Below are 15,076 nucleotides of genomic sequence, written 5' to 3'. Positions count from 1 at the left end.
CCCTCAGCGCGCGAGGACCGGCAGCAGCCGCCCCACCGCACCGCCGAGCCCCCACCGCTCCACCAGGGCCGCCAGCGCCTCCGGGTCCCGGGGCGCCGACGGCAGCGCGGCCGAGAACTCCGGCAGCGGTACGTCCCGCGCGACACGGACCACCGTCGGGGCCACGTCCAGGTACTCCGCGGCCTCCACGATGCCGCGGCGCTTCGCCGGGGTCAGCTTCGACGTCCGGTCGGCAGCCGCCGCCCGGACCCCCGCCAGGTCCCCGTACTCCGTGATCAACTGCGCCGCCGTCTTCTCGCCGATGCCCTTCACGCCCGGCAGGCCGTCGCTGGTGTCCCCGCGCAGCGCCGCGAAGTCCGCGTACCGGTCAGCGCGCACCCCGTACTTCGCGAGGATCAGCTTCTCGTCCACCAGATCGCAGTCGCCCACGCCCTTGCGCGGATACAGCACCCGCACCCCGCGCGCGTCGTCCACCAGCTGGAACAGGTCACGGTCGCCGGTGACGATGTCCACCGGGCCAGGCGCCCGCTCGGTCAGCGTGCCGATCACGTCGTCCGCCTCGAAGCCGGCCGAGCCGACCCGGGCGATGCCGAGCGCGTCGAGCACGTCGACGATCACCGGCACCTGCGGCGACAGCGTGTCCGGGATCTCCTCCACGTCCGGCCCCGACTCCGTCACCTCGGCCACCCGGTGCGCCTTGTACGAGGGGATCAGGTCCACCCGCCACTGCGGGCGCCAGTCGTCGTCCCAGCAGGCCACGAGGTCGTCCGGGCGGTGGTCCTGCACCAGCCGGCCGATGAAGTCGAGCAGCCCGCGCACGGCGTTCACCGGCGTCCCGTCCGGCGCCCGGACCGAGTCCGGCACGCCGAAGTACGCGCGGAAGTAGAGGCTGGCGGTGTCGAGGAGCATCAGGCGTCGCGTCACACCCCGATCATGCCGCACCCCACCGACACCCCACCCCACCGACAGCCGCCCGCCCCGATCGTGACGCCGCTCACCTTCGCGTTTGCACAGTTCCGGCCCGGGCAGGCGTGCGCCCGGAGCGAACCCGGCACGGGATTCAACGAACGAATCCGGTGCGCCACGGGTCGCGCGGGCAGATCCCGCCACGCTCCACGGCCCGGCCGCTGCGGGGGTGGCGAGGCCGTTTTCGTTGCTACCCGTGAGGTGTATGTGTCCAGGCTCCAGGCCGACCATCTGTACAAGGTGTTCGGCAGACGACCCGACGAAGCAGTCCGCAAACTCGCCGAAGCCGGCGCCGACCGGGACGCCCTGCGCTCCGACGGCACCACGGCGGCCGTCATCGACGCGTCCTTCACGGTCGAAGCAGGCCAGATCTTCGTCGTCATGGGTCTGTCGGGGTCCGGCAAGTCCACCCTTCTGCGCATGCTGAACGGCCTGCTTCCGCCCACCGCCGGCCGCGTCCTCTTCGACGGCCGCGACCTCACCGCGCTCGCCCCGCGCGAGCTGCGCGAGGTCCGCTCCACGAAGATCAGCATGGTCTTCCAGCACTTCGCGCTCTTCCCGCACCGCAGCGTCCTGGAGAACGCCGCCTACGGCCTGGAGGTCCAGGGCGTCCCGCGCGCCGAGCGTGAGAAGCGCGCCGCCGAGGCCCTGGAGCTGTGCGGGCTTGCCGGCTGGGAGAAGTCCTGGCCCGACGAGCTGTCCGGCGGCATGCAGCAGCGCGTGGGCCTCGCCCGCGCCCTCGCCACCGACGCCGACGTGCTCCTCATGGACGAGTCCTTCAGCGCGCTCGACCCGCTGATCCGCCGCGACATGCAGGACCAGCTGCTCGTGCTCCAGCAGAAGCTGAAGAAGACGATCGTCTTCATCACCCACGACCTCAACGAGGCCATGCGCCTCGGCGACCGCATCGCCGTCATGCGCGACGGCCGGATCGTCCAGCTCGGCACCGCCGAGGACATCCTGGTCCGCCCCGCCAACGACTACGTCGCCTCCTTCATCCAGGACGTCGACCGCACCCGCGTGCTCACCGCCGAGTCCGTCATGACCGACGGCACCGTAGCCCCCGAGGACTGTCCGCCCGGCTGCGGCTGCGCCCCGGTCGCCCCCGGGACGCCGCTCGCCGAACTGTGCGCCGTCTCCGCGCGCTGCCTGCACCCCGTGGCCGTCGCCGGCACCGACGGCGAGATCCTCGGCGTCGTCGCCCAGGACCGCCTCCTCGGCGTCATGGGCGGCCTCGACGCCGACGTACACCCCGGCTCCAAGAGCACCGGCGCCGAGAGCACCGGCGCCGAGAGCACCGGCTCCGGGAGCTCCGGCTCCATGAGCTCCGGCGTCGACAGCCGCCCCGACGGCAGGGTCCCCACAGCCAGGAGCCGCGCCGACCAGGAGGTGATCAGCCATGCCTAGGCTTCCCCTCGGCCAGTGGGTCGACAGCACCGTCGACTGGCTCCAGGCCCAGCTCTCCTGGCTCTTCGACGCGATCAGCGCCGGCGTCACCGGTCTCTACGACGGCATCGACGCCGTCCTGTCCGCGCCCCAGCCGCTGCTCTTCGCCGGCATCCTCGCCGTCGTCGCCTGGTGGCTGCGTGGCATCGGCGCCGGCGTCCTCGCCTTCGCGGCCTTCGCGCTCGTCGACTCCATCGAGCTGTGGGACGACGCCATGTCGACGCTCTCCCTCGTGCTCGTCGCCACCCTCGTCACGCTCGTGATCGCCGTACCGCTCGGCATCTGGGCGGCCCGCTCCAAGACCGTCAGTGCCGTGCTGCGTCCCGTCCTGGACTTCATGCAGACCATGCCGGCGATGGTCTACCTCATCCCCGGCATCATCTTCTTCGGCGTCGGCGTCGTCCCCGGCATCATCGCCACCATCGTCTTCGCCCTGCCGCCCGGCGTGCGCATGACCGAACTCGGCATCCGCCAGGTCGACGGCGAACTCGTCGAGGCCGCAGAGGCGTTCGGCACCACCCCGCGCAGCACCCTGCTGCGCGTCCAGCTGCCGCTCGCCCTGCCGACCATCATGGCCGGCGTCAACCAGGTCATCATGCTCGGCCTGTCCATGGTCGTCATCGCCGGCATGGTCGGCGGCGGCGGGCTCGGCGGCGCCGTCTACCGCGCCATCGGCAACGTCGACATCGGCCTCGGCTTCGAGGCCGGCATCTCCATCGTCATCCTCGCCATGTACCTGGACCGGATGACCGGAGCCCTCGGCCGCCAGGTCTCCCCGCTCGGCCGCCGCGCCGCCGCCAAGGCGCGCGCCGCCCGCGCCGCCCGCGCCGGAGCGAAGATCTGGGGCCACCGCCCGCAGCCCGTCACCGCGCTCGTCGGCGTCGTCGTCCTCGCGCTCGTCGCCGGCGGCATGGGCTTCCTCGGCGGCGGTGCCTCTTCCACCACCGCTGCCGGCAACGGCAAGAAGGTCACCCTCGGCTACATCCCCTGGGACGAGGGCATCGCCTCCACCTACCTCTGGAAGGAGCTCCTGGAGCGCCACGGCTACCAGGTCGACACCAAGCAGCTGGAGGCCGGCGCCCTCTACACCGGGCTCGCCGGCGGCCAGATCGACTTCCAGACCGACGCCTGGCTGCCCGTCACCCACGCCCAGTACTGGGCGAAGTACCGCAACAAGCTCGAAGACCTCGGCTCCTGGTACGGCCCGACCTCCCTGGAACTCAGCGTCCCGTCCTATATGAAGGACGTGAACACCCTCGCCGACCTCAAGGGCAAGGCCGGGCAGTTCGGCGGCCGCATCGTCGGCATCGAGCCCAGCGCCGGCATGATGGGCATCCTCAAGGACAAGGTCATGAAGGACTACGGCCTGGAGGGCGAGTACAAGGTCGTCGACGGCTCCACGCCCGGCATGCTCGCCGAGCTGAAGCGCGCCTACGACAAGAAGCAGCCGATCGCGGTCACCCTCTGGTCGCCGCACTGGGCCTATTCGACCTACGACCTGAAGAAGCTCAAGGACCCCCGGGGCAGCTGGGGCAAGGGCGACGGCGTCCACACCCTCGCCCGCAAGGGCTTCGCCGCCGAGAACCCCGAGGTCGGCGCCTGGCTGAAGAAGTTCAAGCTCAGCGAGCAGGAGCTCACCGGCCTCGAGGCCGTCATCCAGCAGACCGGCAAGGGCAAGGAGCAGCAGGCCGTCCGGACCTGGCTCGACAGGAACCCGGGCATCGCGGAGCGGCTCGCCCCGCAGTAGATCCGGTTCCGTTGCGGAACGGGGTGGTCGCCGAGGGTGTTCGGCGGCCACCCCTTTTCGCCACGACGCGAAACCCCGGCCCAAAGCTGCGTAAGGTTCAGGTAACCGACCAGTACACCTGAGGCACACGAGGGAGGGGGCCGACATGGACGACAAGGAGTCGCTGCGCGTGGGCGCGGCCGTCAAGAGGCGCCGCCGGTCGCTCCAGCTCACCCTGGCCGTCGTCGCCCAGCGCAGCGGCCTGTCCGTGCCCTTCCTGAGCCAGGTCGAGAACGAGCGTGCCCGCCCCAGCGACCGCTCACTCCAGCTCGTCGCCGTGGCCCTGGAGACCACCGCCGCCGAACTGCTCGCCGCCGCCGAGGCCGCCCGCACCGTCGACGTCGTCCGGGCGGACGAGGAACTGTGGGAGATGCCCCCGGGCGTACGGCCGCTGGTGCGCGGCCGGCACCAGCTGCAGGCCCTGGAGTTCACCGGCGAACAGGACGCCGGCCGCGAATTCCTGCACCGCAACGACGAGTTGCTGTACGTCGCCGACGGCGCCGTCGAGGTCGAGGCGGAGGGGCGCGCCTACCGGCTCGACCGCGGCGACAGCCTCTATCTGTCCGGTGGCGTACGGCACCGGTGGCGGGCCACCGCCCCCGGCACCCGGCTCGTCTTCGTCTCCGTCGCGGACCACATCGAGGCCGCGGAAGGGTGAGCGGACGGGTGAGAGGAGGGGTGGGCGACGCAGGCTTGCGGGTTGTCTCGCTGGTGCCCTCGTTGACGGAGGCGGTCGCCGTCTCTGCGCCCGGGGTCCTCGTCGGCGTCACCGACTGGTGCACCCGTCCCACCGACCTCGCGGGCGCCGTACGCATCGGCGGCACCAAGAACCCCGACGTGGCCGCCGTCACCGCCCTCCGGCCCGATCTCGTCATCGCCAACGAGGAGGAGAACCGGGCCGCCGACCTCGACGCGCTGCGGGCCGCCGGGATCCCGGTGCTCGTCACCGAGATCCGCGGGCTCGACCAGGCGTTCGCCGAGCTGGAGCGGGTGCTCGCGGCCTGTGGCGTACGCGGCCGGCCCGGCTGGCTCGACGCCGCCGAGGCCGCCTGGGCGGACGTCCGGCCGCACGACCCGCCGCGCACCGCCGTCGTACCGATCTGGCGCCGCCCCTGGATGGTCCTCGGCCGCGACACCTTCGCCGGTGACCTGCTGGCCCGGCTCGGGGTACGGAACGTGTACGCCGACCACGCCGAGCGCTATCCGCGGATCGCCCTCGACGAGCTCAACGCCGCCGCGCCCGACCTCGTCGTACTGCCCGACGAGCCCTACCGCTTCACCCGCGACGACGGCCCCGAGGCGTTCCCCGGGGCCGCCGCGGCGCTCGTCGACGGCCGCCACCTCACCTGGTACGGGCCGTCACTGGCCGAGGCCCCCGCGTCACTGGCCCGGGCCCTGCGAGCAGCGCACCGCTGAACAGGCCGCGCAGGGTGTGCGTGCCGGCCACCAGCCAGGCCGTCACGAGGAGCCCGTACAGACCGATCGCCAGCCAGCGGAAGACGGCGAGGCCCGTGTGCTGGGCCAGGCCCTCGGCGCCCGTCACGCACGTCCCGACGGGGAACGTGAACGCCCAGAACGTCATCGCGAAGCCCATGCCCCGGCGGCGGGCCCGCAGCACGAGCGCCGTGGAGAGCGCCAGCCACAGCAGCGCGAACCCCAGCACCGGGACCCCGTACAGCACCGCGAACACCGCGAAGCCCTGGTCGTACGGGGCCGGCAGCACGCCGTTCGCGGCGTCGGCGAACTTGTTCACGGCCGTCGTCGACTGGCCGAGCGGCCCGAGGACCAGGAACAGGGTGGGAGTGAGGGCCAGGGGGAGCGGACCGCCCATGACCAGCCGGCCGAAGACGAGAGGCAGCATGACCAGGACCGCGAGGAGGCTGACGCCGAACAGCCCGTGACAGAGGACCAGCAGCGTCTGCTGCGCCTGGCCCCGGGGAAGGTGGGGGAGCAGGAGCGGGCCGAGGGCCGCGGACACCATGGGTGCCACGACCGGGAGCAGCCACACGGGCGACGCCTCGGTGATCCGGTGGCGCGCCACCATCAGATACGGGACGGCCACGGCCGCCGCCAGGCCGATCACCGTGCCCGCCGTGAACAGCACCGTGTCCAGCGCCACCGCCGCCGGCAGCCCGATCCAGTCCCGGCCCACGATCATCGTGCCGCCGCCGACCGCGAGCAGCGCCATCGACAGACATCCGTAGAACGGGGCGACGGCCGGGTCCAGGAGATGGGCGCGGGCCTGGTCACGGTAGTGCGTCCAGTGCAGGGCACGGGCGCCGAGCAGCGTCAGGAGGGCGAGAAGGGACAGCGCCCAGACGGCCACGCAAGCCGTGCGCAGCCCCGGCAGGTCCAGAGGGAGAGCCGCTCCCGCGTTGGCGATGACGGCGGTGCCCATGATCGAGGCGTACCAGTTGGGGCCGAGGTGGCGGACCCCGGTCCATCGCACGCCGGGGGTGGTGGCGCGGGGGACCGACTGAGAGGGAGCGACTGTTGCCATGCCGCCACCTTTTCGCCGGATCATGGCCCCCACCAGGGACATTGCCGCTATGAGGTCATAAGCTGACGTTATGAGCAGTGCGCCGACGCCGAGTGACGTCCCCCCAGGCCTCCTGTCCCACCGGGTCCCCGACCTCGGCGCGCTCGAACTGCTCCTCGCGGTCGCCCGGCACGGCAGCCTCGGCCGCGCCGCCCGCGAAGTCGGCATCACCCAGCCCGCGGCGAGCAGCCGCATCCGCTCCATGGAACGCCAGCTGGGCGTCGCCCTCGTCGACCGCTCGCCCCGGGGCTCGCGGCTCACCGACGCCGGCGCGCTGGTGACGGACTGGGCGCGGCGCATCGTCGAGGCGGCCGAGGCGTTCGACGCGGGCGTCCAGGCGCTGCGGGGACGGCGCGACTCGCGGCTGCGGGTCGCCGCGTCCATGACCATCGCCGAGTACCTGCTGCCCGGCTGGCTCATCGCGCTGCGCGCCGAGCGGCCCGGCACCGCCGTCTCCCTCCAGGCCGGGAACTCCGCCGCCGTCGCCGAACGACTGTTCGCCGGCGACGCCGACCTGGGCTTCGTCGAAGGCCTCGCCGTGCCCGACGGGCTCGACGGCGCCGTCGTCGCCCACGACCGGCTCCTCGTCGTCGCCGCCCCCTCCCACCCCTGGGCGCGGCGGCGCAAGCCCATCGACCCGGCCGAGCTGGCCGCGACGCCGCTGGTCCTGCGCGAACGGGGCTCCGGGACGCGCCAGGTCCTCGACGCGGCGCTGGCGGCGCACGGGGGGCTGGCGGAGCCGCTCCTCGAACTCGCCTCCACCACGGCCGTCAAGGCGGCGGCGGTGAGCGGCGCCGGGCCCGCCGTCCTCAGCGAGCTCGCCATCGCGGAGGAACTGGCCTCCCACCGGCTGGCCGCGGTGCCGGTGGCGGGCGTCGTCCTGCGCCGCGACCTCCGCGCGGTGTGGCCGGTCGGCCACCGGCCGACGGGCCCGGCGCGGGACCTGCTGTCGCTGACGAGGGCACGACCGGTGGGGTGACGCGCGCGGGCGGGCCCGTTCGCGCCTCCTGTGGAGCCGCGCCCGCCCCGGTCGGCCGGCCCGTGCAGCCCCGCCCCTCACCCCGTGTGGGCATTCGTCCCTCCCCCAGACTTCGTCCGGGGGTGCCCCCAGGCGGGACGGGCGGGCACACGGGACGGCGCCCACGCGGGCGCCTCCGCCCCTTGTGCCTGGACCCGCACCAAGGCTGCGGCGCTGTCGTACCGGGCGTCAAAGCGCAGGGAGCCTAGGCCCGGCAAGGGGCGACGTCCCGTTGTGCCCACCCGTCCCTCCCCCTAGGGCTTCGCCCTGGGGGGACCCCCAGGGCGACGATTGCCCACAACGGGGGGACGAAGCGTCCTGCCCACCCGTGCTGCCCTGCGGGGCGATTGCCCACAACGGGGGGGCGAAGCGTCCTGCCCACCCGTGGCGCCCTGCGGGGCGTTGCCCCAACGGGGGCGGGCGCGGGCGTCAGACCGTTTCGCTTCGGTGCGTCACTCGGCCGTCCACCGTCGTCAGGACCACCGGCACCCCCGGCAGCTCCGTCGCCGCCGTCCTCAGCGGGTCCGCCGCGAGGACCGTCAGGTCGGCCCGGTATCCGACGGCCACCCGGCCCTCCTCGTGCTCCTCGCCCGCCGCGAACGCCGCGTTGACCGTCATGCCGCGCAGCGCCTCCAGGGCCGTGAGGGCCTGGTCGGGGCCGTGTGGGGGCTGGGTGAGGTCGCGGGTGGGGCGGCGGTGGCGGGCGCCGGCCATCACGCCGAGGGGCGGGAAGGGGGCGATCGGCCAGTCCGAGCCGAGGACGACCGTGGCGCCGGAGTCCCACAGGTCACGGCAGCGCCACGCCCGCGACGCCCGATCCTCGCCGAGGCGGCGCGACCAGTTGTCGGTGTGGTCGGCGCGGGTGAAGTCGCAGCAGTGGGTGGGTTGCATGGAGGCGAGGACGCCCAGCTCGGCGAAGCGGTGCAGGGTGTCATCCGGGACGGTTTCGATGTGCTCGATGCGGTGCCGCGCGCGGTGTCCCGCGGAGCCCGTCGCCTTCTCGACCGCGTCGAGCGCGTGGCGTACCGCCGCGTCGCCGATCGCATGGGTGGCGGTCGGGACGCCCGCCCGGTGCAGTTCGCCGATGACGCGCGTGTACGCCTCCGGGTCCGGCCAGAACGCGTGCGTGGACTCGCCGTGGCAGTCGGGCCGCTCCAGCCACGCGGTGCCGTTGTCGATCGTCCCGTCCATGAAGAGCTTGACGCCGTCGACGCGCCACAGCGCCCCGCCCCGGCCCTGCTGCTCGATGAGGGCGCGGATGCCGTCGGCGTCGATGCCGGGCTGGCACCAGGGCGCCACGCGGAGACGGAGCGGAAGCTCGCCGGCCGCGTCCAGTTCGGCGAGCAGGTCGAGGCTGTCGCCGTTGGCGTCCATGACGTGCCCGCCGGTGAGGCCCGCGGCCGCCATGGAGCGGAGGGCGGTGGCCAGCCGCTCACGCTTCTCCGCGCGGGTCGGTCGAGGGGCGACCCGCTCGACCAGCTCGCAGGCCGCGTCCTCCTGGAGCAGGCCCGTCGGGCGGCCCCGCTCGTCGCACACGATCTCCGCGGACGCCTGGTCGAAGGTGCGGGGGCCGTCGATCCCGGCCAGTTCCAGGGCGCGGCGGCTGGCGAGCGCCGAGTGGGCGTCGAAGAGGAGGAGGAAGGCGGGGATCCCGTCGAGGACCGTGTCGAACGGGGCGACGCCCACGGGTTCGTCGGCGAAGACGTTCGGGTCGAGGCCCCAGCCGAAGAGCCAGTCCCCGCGGCCGAGTTCCCGTACGGCGTCGGCCAGCGCCTCGCGCACGTCCGCCAGGTCCGTACAGGTCGAGAGGTCGAGGCCGTGCGTCAGCTCGGCGCCGGTGACCGGGTGGAGGTGGCCGTCGACGAGTCCGGCGGTCACCACGGCGCCCTTGAGGTCGACCACCTCGGTCCCGGCGCCCGCCAGGGCGCGGATCTCGCGGTCGTTGCCGAGCGCGGTGATCCGTCCGCTCTCGGACACGGCGAGCGCCGTCTCCGGCAGGAACGCGCCGGTGCCGGGGTCGAGCAGCCGGGCTGAGGACAGGACGAGACGGGTGCGCACGGGGACTCCAGGGCCGTTACGGACGGGTGGGGCGGGATGCCGCCGGTCAGTGGGCGGTGGGGGCAGGTGGGACGTCGGCCGCCGCTGGCTCCTCCGGCGTCCGCAGCGCCTCCGGCAGCGCGGTCGCCTCGCGGTCCAGGGTCCCCGCCGGCAGGCCCAGCTCGCGTTCCGCCGTCGTCACCGCCATCCGCCGTACCGCCTCCGGCAGTTCGTCGCGGTCGTGGTGCTCGGTGTTCGCGTGGGCGCCCAGGCCGTCGAGGACGACCAGGATCTGGATCGCGGTGACATGCGGGTCCGGCGTGCGGAACTCGCCGCGCGCCACGCCGTCGCGGATGAGCCCTTCGAGGCGTTCGTCGGAGGTGCGTTCCTGCTCGGCGACCCGGTCGCGCAGCACGGGCCGGTAGCGGCTGAGGTGGCGGGCGTTGATCCAGAGGCGGCTGATGTCGTCGTACGACTCGCCCGAGGAGAGCGCGAAGTAGCGCGCCAGGTACTGCGTGGGCGTCCCGTCGGGGCGGTCCGCCGGCAGCAGGGCGTCGAGCTCGCCGGTGGCGGCGGTGCCGAAGGCCTCGGCCACCAGGTTCTCGACGGAGGGGAAGTAGTGGCTGATCAGACCGGGTCGCACGGCCAGCTCGTCGGCGATCCGCCGCAGGGTCACGCACTCCAGGCCCTCGGTGAGGGCCACGGCCGCGGCCGCCTCGACGATCTCCGCGCGGCGGGCCTCGGGGGACTTGCGCACTCGTTTGCGCTGGACGCTCGACGACATGGGGGCGATGCTATTGAGTGTGCGACCAATAAGCAACCGGGTGTGCACGAGACGCGTCGGAGGGCCGTATGGCGTCCAGTAATCCCGCGCCGGAATCCCGGCCGTACGAGGTCCCGGGCGTCGACGTGCCCACCCGGATCGAGTCCCACGGCATCGACCACATCCCCGACACCGAGCGCCACGGCCACCCGCGCGAGCTGTTCGCCGTCTGGGCCGCTGCCAATGTCAACTACCTGAGCCTCGTGGTGGGCGGCGCCCTGGTCCTGATGGGGCTCAGCCTCGGCCAGGCGCTCGCCGTGATCGTCGTCGGCAATCTCTTCTGGCTGCTCGCGGGCGTCCTCGCGATCTCCGGCCCGGCGGCCGGCACGCCCAGCGAGGTGATCACCCGGGCCATGTTCGGGGTGCGCGGCAACCGCGTGAACAACGCGGTGACCGGCTGGATGATCTCCGTCTGCTACTTCGCGCTGTATCTGGCGACCGGCGCCGGAGCCGCGTTCACCCTGGTCGAGGAGGTGGGCATCCGCGCGTCGACGGGCGTGAGGATCGTCGTCGTGCTCGTCGTCGCCGCGGTCACGCTCGCCATCAGCGTGTACGGGCACGCCCTGATCGTCCGCCTCTATCTGCCGATCACCATCGCCCTGACCGCGGTCTTCGGCATCGTCGCCTACGAGGTGCTGCGGCACGCGGACTTCCACCACGCGCCGGCCGCGCCGCTGACCGGCACCGGCCTGTGGGCCGTGCTCCTCGCGGGCGTCACCCTGATCGCCGCCGGCCCGCTCTCGTACACCACCAGCGCCGACTTCTCCCGCTATCTGCCCGCGACGAGCTCCCCGAAGGCGGTCCTCGGCTGGACGACCGCCGGCGGCTTCGTGTCGAGCGTGCTCGTCTGCTCGCTCGGGGCGCTGGCCGCGACCGTCGTCGACATGTCGGATCCGCAGGCCGGGCTGCGGACCCTGCTGCCCGGCTGGTTCAGGCCGTTCTTCCTGCTCGCGCTCGTCCTCGGCACCGTCGCGATCAACGCGATGACCGCCTACAGCGCGGGCCTCGCCCTCCAGGCCGTCGGCCTGCGGATCCGCCGCTCGCGCAGCGTCCTCGTCGACGGCACGGCCTCCGTCGCGCTCACCCTGTACGCGCTCTTCGTCTCCGACTTCCTGGACACCGTCAGCAACATCGTCGAACTCACCGTCGTGCTGCTCGGCCCGGCGATCACCGTGTACGCGGTCGACATCCGGCTGCGCCGTAACCGTTATGACGGCCGGGCGCTGATGGACGAGACCCCGGCCGGACCGTTCTGGTACGCGGCCGGGGTCAATCCGGCGGGTGCCGTCGCCGTCCTGGCGGGGGCCGGTGCGGCGGCGCTGTGCGTCGACACCGCCTACACCGGCCCGGTGGCCGGGCTCCTCGGGATCGATCTGTCCCTGCCGGTCGGCATGGTGCTCGCCGGGGTGCTGTACGCGCTGCTGATGCGCGGCCGGGTCAGGACCGGAAGCTGACCGCCGCCTCCACCAGGCTCCGCATCACCCGCGTGTCCTCACCCATCTCCGGGTGCCACTGGACGCCGACGACCCACGCGGGGGAGGGGAGTTCGATCGCCTCGATCGTGCCGTCGTCCGCGTGGGCCGAGGCGAGGAGGTTCTTGCCGAGGATCTCGACGCTCTGGTGGTGGTAGGTCGGGACCTCGGTCCGCTCGGGAACGAGGGAGGCGTAGCGGGTGCCGGGGACCGGGGTGACCGGGTGGCGGCCGATCACTCCGACCGCCTCCGTGTGGCCCTCGACGTGCTGCACGAGGGTGCCGCCGAGGGCCACGTTGAGGAGCTGCAGGCCGCGGCAGATGCCGAGCAGCGGCGTGCCGGCGTCGAGGGCCGCGTCGATCAGGGCGAGTTCCCAGCCGTCCCGCTCCCGGGCCGGCGGGCCGGTACGGGGGTCGGGCTCGGCCCCGTACCGTACCGGCTCCACGTCCGCGCCCCCCGCGATCACCAGGCCGTCGAGCCGGGCCACCGCCTCCGCCGCCGCGGCCGGGTCGTCCGGCGGCAGCATCACGGCGAGCCCGCCGCTCGCCTGGACCAGGCGCGGGTACGCGGCCGGCAGCAGCGCCGCCGGCAGGTCCCACACCCCCCACTGGGCCTGGTTCAGATAGGTCGTCACGCCGATGAGCGGCTTGGACACGGATTCCTCCGGAGTGCGGTGCGGGAAGGTCAGCGTTCGAGTTCGGCCTCGGCCGCGGCGAGCGCCGCGAACTCCTCCTCGGGCGCCTTCGCCACCAGGCGGTGGCGACTGTAGAACGCGAAGTAGGCCAGGGCGATCACATAGACGGCGAGTGCGATGAACGCCGCGTCCTTGTCCACCAGGAAGGTCGCCACCAGGGCCGAGAGGGCGAGGACGAAGGCGACCGAGGAGGTCGCCACACCGCCGGGCGTGCGGTACGGGCGGGCCAGGCCCGGCTCGCGGCGGCGCAGCACGATGTGGGAGAGCGCCATCAGGGCGTACGAGATGGTCGCGCCGAACACCGCGATGTTCAGCATCCGGGCCCCGTTCCCGGTGGCCGCGGCGAGCGCGAAGCCGATCGCGCCCGGGATCAGCAGCCCCAGGTACGGCGACTTGCGGCGGCTGGTCAGGGACAGGAAGCGCGGCAGATAGCCCGCCCGGGACAGCGCGAAGAGCTGGCGCGAGCCCGCGTAGATGAGCGAGAAGAAGGAGGCGACCAGGCCCGCGAGGCCCGCGTAGTTGACGAAGCGGCTGAGCGCCGTCGGCGCGCCGTCGCCCTGGAGCGCCACCACCAGCGGATTGCCCGCCTCCTGCACGGCCGCCGCGCCGCGCGCCCCGGTCGCCGCGAAGAAGGTCACCACGGCGAGCAGCACCAGGATGCCCATGGAGAGGGAGAGGGCCCGCGGCATCGAGCGCACCGGGTCCTTGGCCTCCTCGGCGGCCAGCGGCACGCCCTCGACGCCCAGGAAGAACCACATGCCGAAGGGGAACGCGGCCCAGATGCCGAGGACTCCGTACGGCAGCCAGGAGTTGGCGCCGGTGGCCGCCTTGTCGACCGGGATGTCGTTCAGGGCACTGACGTGGAAGTCGCTGAGCGCGCCCAGCGCGAAGACCAGGAGCGCCGCGACGGCGACGGCGGTGACGATCAGGCTGAAGCGCAGCGCCTCGCCCACGCCCCACAGATGGATGCCGATGAAGAGCGCGAAGCAGACCAGATAGACCGGCCAGCCCGACTCCAGGCCGAAGAGGCCGAGGGACTCGACGTAGTCGCCGATGAAGATGGAGATGGCGGCGGGCGCGAGCACGTACTCGATGAGGATGGCCGTGCCGGTGAGGAAGCCGCCCCAGGTGCCGAGCGCGCGCCGGGCGAAGCCGTAGCCGCCGCCCGCCGTGGGCAGGATGGCGGACAGCTCGGCGAGCGAGAAGACCAGGCAGGCGTACATGGCGCCCATCAGGACCGTCGCGATGGCGAGGCCGCCGAAACCGCCCTTGGAGAGGCCGATGTTCCAGCCGGAGTAGTCGCCGGAGACGACGTACGCGACGCCGAGTCCGGTCAGGAGCAGCCAGCCCGCGCTGCCGCGGCGCAGGGTCCGGCGCTCCAGATAGTCGTCACTGGTGTTTCCTGTGGTGCTGGTGGTGCCTGCGGTGCTTGAGGTGTCTTCCAGCGTCATGGCAGCGGTCAGCTCCCCGGAACGAGCCCAATGGATTGGTGCCATACCTTTGCGTCGTCGGGGTGGGCGGCGCAAGACCCGCGCGTTACGTTCCGGTTACGTGCCGGGTCAGGTGAGGAAGCCGCGCAGCAGTGCCGCCGTGCCCGCGCAGTGCTCCCGCATCACCTCGCGCGCCGCGTCCGCGTCGCCCTCCAGGACCGCCTCCACCAGCGCCTCGTGCTGGTGCTGGGAGTGCTCCAGATTGCGCACGAGCAGCGGGATGCAGTCGAGCAGGTCGTTCACCGTCGCCCGGACGGCCGCGTACTGCGCGGTCAGCGTCGGCGACCCGGACAGCTCGGCGAGGGTCAGGTGCAGCAGCGTGTCCTGCCGCCGGTAGTCCGCGAGCTGCGCGTCGTGCGTCGCCGCGAGCGCCGCCCGCAGCCGCTCGGCGCCCTCCTCGCCCAGACCGTGCGCGGCGCAGAGCCCGGCCGCGCCCACCTCCAGGACCTCGCGGAAACGCAGCGTGTCCTCCATGTCGACCGCCGCTATCCGGCGCCGCAGCTCCGCCTCGTCCGCGGTCTGCGGGCGCCGGAGGACGAAGGTGCCGCCGTACCGCCCGCGCCGGCTCTCCACCAGGCCCTGCTCCTGGAGGACCTTCAGGACCTCCCGCAGGGTGACCCGGCTGATCCCCATCCGGTCCGCGAGCTCGCGCTCGGCCGGCAGCCGCTCGCCGCCCGGCACCAGTCCGAGCCGCACGACCTGGAGGATCTGTTCAAGGGCTTCCTCGAAGCCGTTGCCCGCCCGCACCGGCCGCAGCACGGGCGTCAGCCGGTCCGCCGATTCACTCGTACTGGCCACCTTGTCG

Annotated in this window: 13 protein-coding genes; 6 read left to right on the top strand and 7 right to left on the bottom strand. The window is 73.2% G+C overall.

Annotation, left to right across the window (positions count from 1 at the left end):
* Positions 1-3: 3 nt before the first annotated feature.
* On the bottom strand, positions 4-909 hold the full coding sequence (locus ACIRSU_RS26920) for a 5'-3' exonuclease H3TH domain-containing protein (RefSeq protein ID WP_403797509.1): 906 nt from the start codon (positions 907-909) through the stop codon (positions 4-6).
* A 264-nt stretch (positions 910-1,173) separates the two neighbouring features.
* On the opposite strand from ACIRSU_RS26920, the gene ACIRSU_RS26915 reads away from it, so the two are divergent.
* From ACIRSU_RS26915 to ACIRSU_RS26900, 4 genes are all read left to right on the top strand, one after another.
* On the top strand, positions 1,174-2,373 hold the full coding sequence (locus ACIRSU_RS26915) for a glycine betaine/L-proline ABC transporter ATP-binding protein (RefSeq protein ID WP_403797048.1): 1,200 nt from the start codon (positions 1,174-1,176) through the stop codon (positions 2,371-2,373).
* The gene (locus ACIRSU_RS26910) at positions 2,366-4,159 is read left to right on the top strand and encodes an ABC transporter permease/substrate binding protein (protein ID WP_403797045.1); all 1,794 of its coding nucleotides are present in this window, start codon (positions 2,366-2,368) and stop codon (positions 4,157-4,159) included. Before ACIRSU_RS26915 ends, ACIRSU_RS26910 begins: the two co-directional genes overlap by 8 nt.
* 145 nt (positions 4,160-4,304) lie before the next feature.
* The gene (locus ACIRSU_RS26905; RefSeq protein ID WP_403797042.1) at positions 4,305-4,856 is read left to right on the top strand and encodes a helix-turn-helix domain-containing protein; all 552 of its coding nucleotides are present in this window, start codon (positions 4,305-4,307) and stop codon (positions 4,854-4,856) included.
* Between the two features lie 35 nt (positions 4,857-4,891).
* Complete coding sequence (locus tag ACIRSU_RS26900; RefSeq protein ID WP_403797507.1) at positions 4,892-5,614, top strand: helical backbone metal receptor; 723 nt, start codon at positions 4,892-4,894, stop codon at positions 5,612-5,614.
* On the opposite strand, the gene ACIRSU_RS26895 is transcribed toward ACIRSU_RS26900, so the two are convergent.
* Positions 5,541-6,698: a TDT family transporter gene (locus tag ACIRSU_RS26895; RefSeq protein WP_403797039.1), complete on the bottom strand. Its 1,158-nt coding sequence runs from the start codon at positions 6,696-6,698 to the stop codon at positions 5,541-5,543. The two genes, ACIRSU_RS26900 and ACIRSU_RS26895, sit on opposite strands and share 74 nt — an antisense overlap.
* A 70-nt stretch (positions 6,699-6,768) precedes the next feature.
* Here ACIRSU_RS26895 and ACIRSU_RS26890 point away from each other — a divergent pair, with 70 nt between their 5' ends.
* The gene (locus ACIRSU_RS26890; RefSeq protein WP_403797036.1) at positions 6,769-7,716 is read left to right on the top strand and encodes a LysR family transcriptional regulator; all 948 of its coding nucleotides are present in this window, start codon (positions 6,769-6,771) and stop codon (positions 7,714-7,716) included.
* Positions 7,717-8,184: 468 nt separating this feature from the next.
* Here ACIRSU_RS26890 and ACIRSU_RS26885 read toward each other — a convergent pair whose 3' ends face one another.
* Positions 8,185-9,813, bottom strand: coding sequence for an amidohydrolase (locus ACIRSU_RS26885; protein WP_403797033.1), 1,629 nt, complete (start codon positions 9,811-9,813; stop codon positions 8,185-8,187).
* Between the two features lie 46 nt (positions 9,814-9,859).
* Positions 9,860-10,576 (bottom strand): TetR/AcrR family transcriptional regulator, encoded by a 717-nt coding sequence (locus ACIRSU_RS26880; protein WP_403797031.1) that lies wholly within the window; start codon positions 10,574-10,576, stop codon positions 9,860-9,862.
* A gap of 68 nt (positions 10,577-10,644) precedes the next feature.
* Here ACIRSU_RS26880 and ACIRSU_RS26875 point away from each other — a divergent pair, with 68 nt between their 5' ends.
* A complete protein-coding gene (locus ACIRSU_RS26875) occupies positions 10,645-12,069 on the top strand; it encodes a purine-cytosine permease family protein (protein ID WP_403797029.1) in 1,425 nt (474 codons plus the stop codon).
* On the opposite strand, the gene ACIRSU_RS26870 is transcribed toward ACIRSU_RS26875, so the two are convergent.
* From ACIRSU_RS26870 to ACIRSU_RS26860, 3 genes are all read right to left on the bottom strand, one after another.
* Positions 12,053-12,742 carry a gamma-glutamyl-gamma-aminobutyrate hydrolase family protein gene (locus ACIRSU_RS26870; RefSeq protein ID WP_403797027.1) on the bottom strand — a complete coding sequence of 230 codons (690 nt, stop codon included), beginning with the start codon at positions 12,740-12,742 and terminating at the stop codon, positions 12,053-12,055. The genes ACIRSU_RS26875 and ACIRSU_RS26870 overlap by 17 nt on opposite strands.
* 29 nt (positions 12,743-12,771) lie before the next feature.
* A complete protein-coding gene (gene eat / locus ACIRSU_RS26865) occupies positions 12,772-14,232 on the bottom strand; it encodes an ethanolamine permease (protein WP_403797024.1) in 1,461 nt (486 codons plus the stop codon).
* Positions 14,233-14,340: 108 nt separating this feature from the next.
* Positions 14,341-15,069, bottom strand: coding sequence for a FadR/GntR family transcriptional regulator (locus ACIRSU_RS26860; protein WP_403797021.1), 729 nt, complete (start codon positions 15,067-15,069; stop codon positions 14,341-14,343).
* Positions 15,070-15,076: the final 7 nt, after the last annotated feature.

Source organism: Streptomyces sp. NPDC101160 (assembly GCF_044768205.1).
In the GTDB taxonomy this organism is placed as follows: Bacteria; Actinomycetota; Actinomycetes; order Streptomycetales; family Streptomycetaceae; genus Streptomyces.
Note: the sequence above shows the minus strand (reverse complement) of the source record. Positions and strands in the feature narration are given on the sequence as shown.